The following is a 10,601-nucleotide window of genomic DNA, read 5'->3' as shown; positions in this document are numbered from 1 at the left end:
GACCAACGGGAGAAATCTGGTACAAGCTATGGGTATAAGCCAGATTTCTCTGCGCTACACTCGCCCTCTTCGAATCTTGTCTCGAGCATGTTCGAAATGCCAGTGTTGGGCAGATAGTCTCTCTTCAAAGGGAGCAGGGGGATGACAATCGTTAACAGGTATACATTAGCTACGAAGCTATACCTTTGAAATGGCAGCTCCAGATTTCCCTGCTCACACTCGCGGGACGCGAGGGAGAGCGAACCTATACCTGGTATCAACAAGTTAACAAGGCTGCCATTTAACCATTAAACACCAGCTGCATCTCCACCACATCATCCCAGCTGCCATCAGATTTGCGGAGCCACTCTTTCCGGAGGCCAATTTCTTCAAAGCCGGCTTTCCTGAAGAGCTTGAGACTGGTATGGTTGGAGGCGGTGACGGAGCAGTATACCTGGTGGAGATGCAGCGTTTGCCGGCAATACGTCAGCAGCAGGTCCAGTGCCTCGGCGGCATGCCCCTTGCCGCGATAGAGCGCCGAGATTACGATGCCTATACCTGCCCGCTGGTGCAGCGGGTCAAAGTCGAAGAGGTCGATCGCGCCGATGGCCTCGTGGCTGTGGTTGCAGATAACCAGGCGCAGCTGCCGGATGGTATAGATGTCCAGGGCGGCATTTTCGAGGTATTGCCCAAGCACGTATCTGGAGTACGGGGTGAGCGTGTTGCCAACATGCCAGACTGTGGTGTCATTCTCTAAGGTATACAGAAAAGTCAGGTCGCTGGGCTCCAGGGCACGCAGGTAAGTATGGTCGGATTGAAGGAACATAGGCGCTGGAGCTACGGCCGGTTATACTTTCTCCTGTATCGGCATGGTACCGGAAAACACCAGCTTGGCAGGGCCTATCAGGTAAATGTACCGGAAGCCAGCGCCATGCCGCTCGAAGGTGACTTGCAGGTTTCCTCCTGGCGTCTTCACCGATACCGGACTCTGGGCTCCTTCCAGTCCTGCCACCAGCGCACAGGCTGTCACGCCGGTGCCGCAGGAAAGTGTCTCGTCTTCTACACCACGCTCGTAGGTGCGCACATAAATATCATTATCAGAAAGGCGCTCCACAAAATTGACATTGGTGCCTTCTGCCTTGAAACGCCCGTTGTAGCGAACAGCACGGCCTTCGGCATACACATCCAGTTCCTGCACTTCGTCTACAAACCGAACGTAATGCGGAGAACCGGTATTCAGGTAATAATCTTCCCCGATTTGTTCGACACTGGTCACATCCCCCATTTTCAGCTGGATCTGGTTCCGCTCAATGTTTGCCTGATGCTCCCCGTCGGCAGCCAGGAAATAAGCCACGTCCTCAATCACGCCCAGTTGCTTGGCAAATCGTACGGTACAGCGTGCTCCGTTGCCGCACATGGAGCCCAGACGGCCATCGGCGTTGAAGTATACCATCTCGAAATCGTAGTCCGGGTGATCCTGGAGCAGGATAAGGCCATCGGCACCAATACCGGTGCGTCTGTTACAAAGGCTTTTTACCAGCTGTTCATCGTCTGCAGGAAAGGTTAGTTTCCGGTTGTCGATCATCACGAAATCATTGCCGGTACCCTGATATTTATAGAAGCTTAGTGGCATAATGTTGAAACAATTAAAACAGCTGTTGCGTGCAATTTTCAGGCGCGGCATATAATTCGTAATTTGCCGTCACATGGCGCAAGCCGGATATAAACAGCAAATATATGTATTCCTTTTTAACAACAGAAAACTGGGCTGACTACGAACTGGTTGACTCCGGAAATTTTGAAAAGCTGGAACGATTTGGGGCGTATTATGTGGCTCGCCCTGAGCCGCAGGCCATCTGGGACAAACACCTGCCGGAGCAGGAGTGGCAGCGTATGGCGAATGCTACGTTTACCCGCGACAAAGGCAGCCAGGAGAAAGGCCAGTGGAAACTGAAGAAAGGAATGCCCGAGCAGTGGCACATCGACTACCAGTACAACGGGCTGAAGCTTCGTTTTAGGCTGGGTCTCTCCTCGTTCAAGCACGTGGGGCTGTTTCCGGAGCAGGACAGCAACTGGAAATTCATCTACGACAATACCCGCAGCCTGAAGACCAAGCCGCCGAAGGTGCTCAACATGTTTGCCTATACCGGTGCCGCCTCGCTGGCTGCCAAAGCAGCCGGCGCCGACATCACGCACCTGGACTCGGTAAAACAGGTGAACTTCTGGGCCCGCGACAACATGGAAGCCAGTGGCCTCGACAACATCCGCTGGATCGTGGAAGATGCCATGAAGTATGCCCGCCGCGAAGTGAAGCGTGGCAACACCTACAACGGCATCATCCTGGACCCGCCCGCTTATGGCCGCGGCCCGAACGGCGAGAAATGGCACCTGGAAGAAGAACTAAACGAGCTCATCAAACTCTGCCAGCAGATGCTCGACAAAACCGATTATTTCCTGGTGATCAACCTCTACTCTTTGGGCTTCTCCGCTCTGATATTGGACAACCTGATGCGCCAGACGTTCGGGGAGCAGATCAGGAACGAAGAACTGGGCGAGATATATCTGCACGACCGAGGGGAACGGAAATTACCGTTGGGGACATTCTTTCGGTTTAGTTCGGTAGGGAGGTAGGGTGATCTATTTTAAAAAGATATACCAGGTTATTAAAACCTTTACCTTAATTTGATTTTCCCCTAGTCTCAATCCTTCAAAATGAAAAAATCTATACTGTTTTCACTAATTATAATTTTATTGTCATCCTGCGCTAAGAAACAAATAGCAAATTCCAGTGGCCAAGCCAATCAATCTCAAAGTCAACTAGAGAAAAATAATGAGAACTTGATTGGAAGAATAAGTCAAGAAACAGCAAAGGTAGGAATCGATGATAACGCACTTTTGGTTTTTGACGGTAAAGTAATAGACAAGGCTGAGCTAAAATTATTAAATGAATTGAAAGTAACTGACTTTGTAGAAATAAAGGCATTAAGTAAAGATATTGCAGTAAGGATGTACAATGAACAAGGTGAAAAAGGTGCTGTTATAATTATACCATTCAAGGATGAATTATTGGATACGGGTTACTATGAAGGTCTAACAAATGAAATTGTAGTTAAAGCTATTAGTGAGTATGAGAGTCAAGGTCTAATTAATAAAAACCCAATCCTCATAATTAATGGTGTCCCATTGCTTGGTGATGAAATTATAAATAGAATCAATGCACTTGGAGAGAATGATATCAGTAAAATTAACTTACTTAAAAAGCAGACTGCTTATAGTATATATGGGATTAGAGCCATGAATGGAGTTCTGTTGATAGATACTCAATAATCAGAATATAAAGCTTTTTCATTCTCCATAACCAATAAACCCCTATGAACAAACGCCTCGCACTTATCGACATGGGCACCAACACCTTTCACCTCCTCATCACCGAGGTGGACGAAAACGGCCAGTTGCAGGATATCGTCAGAACGCAACTACCGGTGCGCCTCGGGCAGGGAGGTATAAGCAACGGAGCCATCGCGCCGGAAGCCTATGAACGGGCCATGAAAACGCTGAAAGACTTCCGCAAGCAGATTGATGAGTATGGCGTGGAGACGGTGCGGGCTATGGCAACCAGCATGGTGCGCAATGCCAGCAACGGAGAAGACTTCATAAAAGACATCTACAAGCAAACCGACATACAGGTCGAGGTGATTGACGGCGAACGGGAGGCGGAACTGATCTACTACGGGGTGCGCTCGGCCGGTGTGCTCAACGAGCAGACGGCGCTTATAATGGACATTGGCGGCGGCAGCGTGGAGTTCATCCTCTGCAACAACCAGGAGAAATTCTGGAAACGCAGCTTCGAAATTGGAGCTCAGCGCCTGATGGACCAGTTCTTTGAGCAGGATCCTATACCTGCCGGAAGCATAGAGGCGGAAAAACGGTTCCTGGCAGAGAAACTACAGCCCCTGACAGAGGCAGTCGCCAGGTATAAGCCAACCGTACTGGTAGGCTCCTCCGGAACCTTCGACACCCTTTGCGACATCGATGCCCTGAGTAAAGGCGACAATGCACGTCGGTTGGTTCAACCTGCAGCCTCCACCCTGACCATAGCTGATTTCTACAAAATTCACCAGGAGCTGCTGCACAAAACCCACGCCGAACGCCTGGCTATACCAGGTATGCTGGAAATGCGCGTCGATATGATTGTGCTGGCCAGTATAGCCGTGGACTTTGTGCTGCAACAGTACAGCCTGCAGGAGATTCGGGTATCGGCTTATGCTCTGAAGGAGGGTGTGCTGCAACTGGCGCTGAGAGCACTTTAATCTATACCTATACCTGCTGAAAATCAAAAAGCCTGCTCATACAGCAGGCTTCTTTGTTTGGTTGATTTGCGATAGCTATACCTTATCCTTTTGCCAGTCTCTTCAGTTCTTTCTCATATGCTTTGCCCAGATTCTTCAGCTTCTTATCCCCATGCGTGTAGCTGGCTGCCAGCACTTTGGGAGACTCACTCAGATGGAGGCCAGCATCTTTGGCGGCTAACTGCCTGCCCAACTGTTCCTGCACTTTCTTGGTTTTCCCTTTGGAATAGCCCTTGTCGAGCAGCGAAGTCAGGAGTTGCAGGGCGGCCTGCTCCTCCCGTATCGTTGTAAAATGGCTCACGACGGAAGCAGTGAAAGCGAGCATATTTTGCCCTCTGGCATAATTGAACAACGAGATATGATCCAGCCCAAAACGGTTGATGGACCGGGCCAGGTAATGCTTCTCAGCTTCATCATATTTGCGGATTGCCTCCGTATAGCGGCCAATGGATACGAAGCGGCTCACGTCTTCGAGCATCTGCTGATACTCCACGGCAGGTGCAATGGCAGCAAGCCCATCATCTGCCGTAATACTGGGTATCATACAGGTATTCTTTGAGCCAGCTACTTTAATAGCAGCCTGGTAAGCCTTACCGGCAGCAATAAACTTACGATCTCTTACCAATACTCCTGCATTCTGATAATGCCTGTCATAATCAGCCTGAATGTTGAGGCACTCCTGTGTAAAGATCCGGTCGCGCAGTTGCACATACTTTGCCTGTACTTCTGTGTCTTTCTCCAGAGCATAGCGGGTACGCATGTCAGCTGCCGTGTTGGCAATGGTCCTGGCATCAGTCAGTCTGTTGTTCATCGCCTGCACATAGCCATCGCTGAGCTGACTCAGCAGCACGGGCTTGGCTGCCTGCTGCGCCAACATGCCCAACTCCCGAACCGGTTTAAAGGTATAGCCCTGCTCCAGGGCAAGCGCAGCCTCAAACTGGCTGAGCGCATACCTGTAGTCTTTCGTTTTCATCGCCTGGCGGCCTTTGTCGATGTGCTGCACGTAGTATTGGTATTTTACCTGGTTCTGCAGTTCTGCCGCCTCCGGCGCGTCGTGCAGCACGTAGTCATACTTCCGCTGAAAGGCAAAAGCTTCGTTTGCCAGCTGCTCCGCTTTCCCGAGCTCGTTTCGGCTCAAGGACTTTTTGCCTTCCTCTACCAGTCCCCGGTAATAGCCGTACACTGCCCGGCCTTCGCCATCGTTGAGTGCAGGCAGGTTGCAGCGTAACCCACCGATGGTGCTGCAAAGGGTACGGGCATCGGCATAGGCGATCAGGGCACTGTGGTAGTCGCCGCGGCTATTGAAGGTATGGCCTTCCGTCACAAAGGCACTGTAAATGTCATGGGCCAGGCCAAGCGTCATCTGTTCCGTCTCCGGGTCCACGCGCATCTGGGTAAGTATGTCCCGGGTGCGACCGGCTGCTTCACGCAGGTTGCCTCCCATAAAGTCGAGGCGTGCCAGCTGCAGGTGTGCGGGCGCAAAGCGCGGGTTAGCTTCGAGCGACTTCACAAAGTAGGCCTGCGCAGCAGCGGGACTGCCCTTTGTCAGCAGGCTTATGCCTCTGTTGTAAAACTGTTGGTCCAGTGTGGCCAAGGTATGGTTGATAGCCCGGCGGCGCTCTTTTAATACCTGGCTCAGCTGGTTGGTTTTGGGGGTATAGCGTTGCGGGTCGTACTGGTTCAGGCTGAGCTTTTCGGTGAAGCGCTTCTCCTGCAGTTGCTGCAGCATATCCTCCAGCTCACGCAGGTTGCGGTCCTGCAGCTTAATACGGTCCAGGTCTTCGGGGTTGATGCGCCCGATATCTTGTAGGGCTTTGCTTAAAGTTGCGTCGGCTGCATAGTAAGCCTGGATCAGGTTGATCTGTTCCTGCACTTTGTGCACATCGGCAGCAGTATAGATCAATTCCACACCTTCTACTTTTAAGGTATAGCCTTGGCTGCTGGCAGTATCCGGCACAGAAGTTTCCAGCACAACTGCCCCGTTTTCCGAAAAATTCACGTCTGGCAAGGTATAGCGCTTCAGCTCTTTGTTCTGGCTGTTGAGCAGCTTTACCGTCATTTTTAACTTCCCGGGCAGCAGCACATCGCCCATGTCGAATCCGCGGTAATGCACATCCCCGGTCACGGTCACTTTCTGGAGCTGGACTTTGAGTTGCAATTGGTCGCCGGCGTCGGCAATGCGGGCATGCTGTTCAAAACGTACCACATACTCCGGTTTGCGGGAAGGCCGCCCTCCTTTGCCCGAAGTCGTGCTGCCATCGTTGAGCAGCTGGATGATGCTGTTGCTGTTCGTCTGGCTGCTGTTGCCGGCCGTCACTTGCTTGATGAGGAAGGCCTCAGAGGTGGTTTCTTCAAACGCAAGCCTAGTCTGCGCCTGTATGCCAAATGCTGCTATGAGTATCCAGATTAGAAGTAGAGTTCTTTTCATAGGTGTATATTTTCGCCTGATTTTGCTAAGTCAAAATCTGTTCCACATTTCTTTATATCCCCTAAAGTATATAAAAAACTATATATAAAGTGTGTGACAGGTATAAAAACGCGGTGCCGGAATCGTAGCAGGAATTGCAAGGCATTGGCTGGATTATTTTTTAATTTGCGGCCCAAACTTTATTCCTATGTACCCATACCGACAGCTCTTCGACTTTGCCCAGGAGATTTTTCTTCACATGGGCTGCTCTCCCAAAGATGCCAAATTAGCCACAGAAGTATTACTGGAAGCAGATCTCCGAGGCATTGACTCGCACGGTGTTGCCCGCCTGAGCGGTTACGTTCGCCTGTGGGAAGCCGGCCGCATCAACACAAAACCCAACATGACCATTGTGCACGAAACGCCCAGTACCGCTACGGTGGACGGAGACGGTGGCCTGGGTCTGGTGATCGCGCCACGTGCCATGGATATCGCGATGGCGAAAGCAGAGAAAGTAGGAACCGGCTGGGTATCGGTGCGCAACTCCAATCACTTTGGCATCGCCGGCTACCACGCCATGGAAGCACTTTCAAGGGATATGATCGGGATGGCCATGACGAATGCTTCTCCCCTGGTGGCGCCAACCCACTCGACACAGCGTATGCTGGGCACCAACCCGATCGCCGTGGCTATACCTGCCAAAAACCAGCCTCCTTTTGTGGCTGACTTTGCCACCACTACGGCGGCCAACGGGAAGCTGGAGATACTGCAGCGAAAAGAAAAAAACACCCCGAGCGGCTGGGTGCAGACCGCGGCAGGCCTGGGCTCGACCAATCCTTTTGAGGTACGGGATGGTGGCGCTTTGTTGCCGCTTGGCAGCACCAAGAACAGAGGCAGCCACAAAGGCTATGCCCTTGGCTCTATCGTGGATATATTCTCTGCGGTGCTATCCGGTGCCAATTACGGTCCCTGGGTGCCGCCCTTTGTGAGTTTCCTTTCTCCGCCGGATGATCCGGTAGGCAAAGGCCTGGGCCATTTTCTGGGTGCTATGCGCATCGACGCGTTCCGCCCGGCCGATGAGTTCAAGCAGCACATGGACAACTGGATCGAGACGTTCCGCAACGCGCGGGTAAAACGAGGCGAGAAAGCCGTGCTGATCCCCGGTGACCCGGAGCGCATCATGACCGCAATCCGCCTGAAAAAAGGTATACCGCTGCTGCCACCGGTCGAGAAGGACCTGGAAGAACTGGGCAAAAAATTTGGCGTAAAACTATAGCCTATGGCTGCAGGGAAGGTAGGGCAGTTTTTTTCTGCACTTGGTGTGGGCTCCACCAAACAAAGTATTCGGATGATGATGATCGCGTGGGTACTGAACCTGTTGTGGCTTATCGTGAATTATTTCTGGAATCTGGTGCCTGTCGCGGTGCTCATTGCTATACCTGCCCTGCTGCTCCTGTATGTGCTGATCGCGCTGGCTGCTTACATCTACTGGGGCGTAAAACAGGTGCGGGAACAGGACGAGCCTTACGCCAATCTGATGGTAGGAGTGATCGTGGCAGGTACACTGCTATACCTCAACTATAATTTTTTGGAATTTGTGCTTTCCGTAAGCAAGTAAAGCCGCTATAAACCAAAAGAGCTGACCCTGAGGTCAGCTCTTTTGGTTTATAGGTATAGGCATAGCTATTCTATCTTCTTACCGGCCATCGCCTGCTTGATGGATATCTGCATCACACGCTCGGCGAAGGGGCTCGTCTGCTCTTCCAGTATATCTACTGCTTTCAGAATCTGGTCTTTGCTGCCGCCTGGCAGCGTATCACGCAGGTTCTGAAGATTTGCACGGGTTAGGTTTATCTCCTCTTGCGTCAGGTGCTCGCCGTTCTTCTCCAGGAAACGCTCTACCTGGTAAAGCATCTGCTCGGCTGTCGTGCGGGCTTCGATCACCATACGCGCCGATACATCTTCCCGGGCATGCGTGATGGAATCCATCAGCATTTGCTCTACCTGCTCATCCGTCAGGCCATACTGTGGCTTCACCTCTACCTCCTGCCGCACACCCGAACGCAGCTCAATGGCTTCCACTTTCAGGATACCGTCGGCGTTGAGTATAAAATTGACATCCACTTTCGGGAAACCTGCCGGCATGGCGGGTATACCTTTCAAATCGAACTCAGCCAGCTTGCGGTTCTCTTGCACCAGGTCGCGCTCGCCCTGGTAGACCGATATCTTCATATTCACCTGCCCGTCAACGGAGGTCGTGTACTGACGTCCGGCTTTGGTTGGTATTTTGGAGTTACGCGGAATGATAGAATCCATCAGACCACCCATTGTCTCTATACCTAAGGTCAACGGCGTGACGTCCAGCAAGAGGATGTCTTTGCGGTTACCGGCCAGGATGTCTGCCTGTATGGCGGCACCTAAAGCCACTACCTCATCCGGATTAAGTGCGTTGTTGGCTGGCCTGCCGAAGAACTCCGATACCGACTCGTATACCAGCGGCACACGTGTAGAGCCGCCCACCATGATAACGGCATCGATCTGCTCCGGTGTCAGCTTCGCGTCTGCCATGGCCATACGGCAGCTATTGATTGTCTTGGCTATGATCGGCGCTATCAGCTCTTCGAAGGTATGGCGCGTGATGTGGCACTCCATTTTGCCTTCAATGCTGCCAGTATAGGCCGCTTCCGTACTCAGTGCTTTTTTAGCTTCTTCTGCCTTCAGACGCAACTCCTGCGACAGGTTCTTGTCCAGGTTCAGCGTATCCGCGATCAGCTGGTTCTCCTGAATCCAGTAATTGATGATGGCACGGTCCATGTCATCGCCTCCCAGATAAGTATCACCATGCGTAGACAGCACTTCGAATATACCCTGGTGTATGCTCAGGATGGAGATATCGAACGTACCGCCACCCAGGTCATAGACGGCAATCGTTTTCTCTTCGGATGGGTCAATCCCTATGCCATAGGCCAGGGAGGCTGCTGTCGGCTCGTTGACAATGCGGAGCACTTCCAATCCGGCCAGTTTACCGGCATCGCGTGTTGCCTGCCGCTGGGAATCGTTGAAGTAGGCCGGAACTGTGATCACTGCACGGTTGACGGGCGTCTTCAGGGCATGCTCCGCCCGCTCGCGCAGCTCTTTGAGTATCTCCGCCGAAAGCTCGATCGGGGAATAAAACCGATCGCCCACCCGGATCTTGACCAGTCCTTCACTGTCATCATCAATGATCTTATAACCGAAATAGTCTCTATGCTCGCCCAGGTCTTTGTAAGACTTGCCCAACAGGCGCTTCACCGAATAAATGGTATTGGCAGGGTCTTCGATCAGGTATTCTCTGGCTTCAGTGCCCACGATGGTTTCGCCATTCTGGGTGAAGTGCACGATTGAAGGAACAATGGTGCCCTGGCCCTGATCATTTATCGCTATTGGTTTTTTATCTTCCGGATGTATATAGGCTACCAGGCTGTTGGTAGTCCCAAGGTCTATACCTACAATCACCTCTTCCTGCTGAAGAGCGCCTGTAGAAAGGTTTATTGCAACTTTTGCCATGTTCTTATACTTAGATGAGGCCGCCACCATATAGCAGCAGCGCATACACAAAGTTACGAATAATTTAGCGAGCAGGCTTGCTTTGAGCTTGAAGACTGGAGCTGCATATTTCTGGGTAAGCAATGCGTCTATAATCTGACGTGAACTGAAGATGGGATAGCTACTGCGACTTGAGTTGTTGTTGCTCTACCGGGTCCAACCACCCCTGCCCCTCCTTAACCAAGGAGGGGAGCTTGCTATTACAGTTATGACAGCTCTTGTTTCATGGCAAGTGTTAAGTCATCCCTCTACCCCCTTCGAAGGGGGACTTTCTGCTGCTG

General features: G+C 51.8%; 9 protein-coding genes. 5 read left to right on the top strand and 4 right to left on the bottom strand.

Going from position 1 to position 10,601, the window contains the following annotated elements:
• Positions 1-280: 280 nt before the first annotated feature.
• Entirely contained in the window at positions 281-805 is a 525-nt protein-coding gene (locus OB13_RS02550; protein WP_461488578.1) for a GNAT family N-acetyltransferase, read from the bottom strand.
• A gap of 21 nt (positions 806-826) precedes the next feature.
• Positions 827-1,612, bottom strand: a complete 786-nt coding sequence (dapF, locus tag OB13_RS02545; protein ID WP_461488577.1) for a diaminopimelate epimerase — start codon at positions 1,610-1,612, stop codon at positions 827-829.
• Positions 1,613-1,716: 104 nt separating this feature from the next.
• Between dapF and OB13_RS02540 the strand changes: the two genes are divergently transcribed.
• The 3 genes from OB13_RS02540 to OB13_RS02530 all read left to right on the top strand — a co-directional run bounded on the left by OB13_RS02540 (position 1,717) and on the right by OB13_RS02530 (position 4,289).
• The gene (locus OB13_RS02540) at positions 1,717-2,610 is read left to right on the top strand and encodes a class I SAM-dependent methyltransferase (protein WP_461488576.1); all 894 of its coding nucleotides are present in this window, start codon (positions 1,717-1,719) and stop codon (positions 2,608-2,610) included.
• Positions 2,611-2,691: 81 nt separating this feature from the next.
• Positions 2,692-3,306: a hypothetical protein gene (locus OB13_RS02535; protein ID WP_461488575.1), complete on the top strand. Its 615-nt coding sequence runs from the start codon at positions 2,692-2,694 to the stop codon at positions 3,304-3,306.
• 44 nt (positions 3,307-3,350) lie between these two features.
• Positions 3,351-4,289 (top strand): Ppx/GppA phosphatase family protein, encoded by a 939-nt coding sequence (locus tag OB13_RS02530; protein WP_461488574.1) that lies wholly within the window; start codon positions 3,351-3,353, stop codon positions 4,287-4,289.
• An 82-nt stretch (positions 4,290-4,371) separates the two neighbouring features.
• On the opposite strand, the gene OB13_RS02525 is transcribed toward OB13_RS02530, so the two are convergent.
• Positions 4,372-6,756, bottom strand: coding sequence for a hypothetical protein (locus OB13_RS02525; protein ID WP_461488573.1), 2,385 nt, complete (start codon positions 6,754-6,756; stop codon positions 4,372-4,374).
• A gap of 187 nt (positions 6,757-6,943) precedes the next feature.
• Between OB13_RS02525 and OB13_RS02520 the strand changes: the two genes are divergently transcribed.
• A complete protein-coding gene (locus OB13_RS02520; protein ID WP_461488572.1) occupies positions 6,944-8,011 on the top strand; it encodes an Ldh family oxidoreductase in 1,068 nt (355 codons plus the stop codon).
• Between the two features lie 3 nt (positions 8,012-8,014).
• Positions 8,015-8,353: a hypothetical protein gene (locus OB13_RS02515; RefSeq protein WP_461488571.1), complete on the top strand. Its 339-nt coding sequence runs from the start codon at positions 8,015-8,017 to the stop codon at positions 8,351-8,353.
• Positions 8,354-8,418: 65 nt separating this feature from the next.
• Here the strand turns inward: OB13_RS02515 and hscA are convergent, their stop codons facing one another.
• Positions 8,419-10,281: a Fe-S protein assembly chaperone HscA gene (gene hscA, locus OB13_RS02510; protein WP_461488570.1), complete on the bottom strand. Its 1,863-nt coding sequence runs from the start codon at positions 10,279-10,281 to the stop codon at positions 8,419-8,421.
• Positions 10,282-10,601: the final 320 nt, after the last annotated feature.

The organism is Pontibacter sp. HJ8, assembly GCF_054824225.1.
The sequence above is the reverse complement of the archived record's forward strand: the minus strand, read 5'-3'. Positions and strand labels throughout refer to the sequence as shown.

Coding starts and splice junctions, on each gene's coding strand:
- OB13_RS02550 (WP_461488578.1), bottom strand. CDS start 805: ATGTTCCTTCAATCCGACCATACTTACCTGCGTGCCCTGGAGCCCAGC.
- dapF (WP_461488577.1), bottom strand. CDS start 1,612: ATGCCACTAAGCTTCTATAAATATCAGGGTACCGGCAATGATTTCGTG.
- OB13_RS02540 (WP_461488576.1), top strand. CDS start 1,717: ATGTATTCCTTTTTAACAACAGAAAACTGGGCTGACTACGAACTGGTT.
- OB13_RS02535 (WP_461488575.1), top strand. CDS start 2,692: ATGAAAAAATCTATACTGTTTTCACTAATTATAATTTTATTGTCATCC.
- OB13_RS02530 (WP_461488574.1), top strand. CDS start 3,351: ATGAACAAACGCCTCGCACTTATCGACATGGGCACCAACACCTTTCAC.
- OB13_RS02525 (WP_461488573.1), bottom strand. CDS start 6,756: ATGAAAAGAACTCTACTTCTAATCTGGATACTCATAGCAGCATTTGGC.
- OB13_RS02520 (WP_461488572.1), top strand. CDS start 6,944: ATGTACCCATACCGACAGCTCTTCGACTTTGCCCAGGAGATTTTTCTT.
- OB13_RS02515 (WP_461488571.1), top strand. CDS start 8,015: ATGGCTGCAGGGAAGGTAGGGCAGTTTTTTTCTGCACTTGGTGTGGGC.
- hscA (WP_461488570.1), bottom strand. CDS start 10,281: ATGGCAAAAGTTGCAATAAACCTTTCTACAGGCGCTCTTCAGCAGGAA.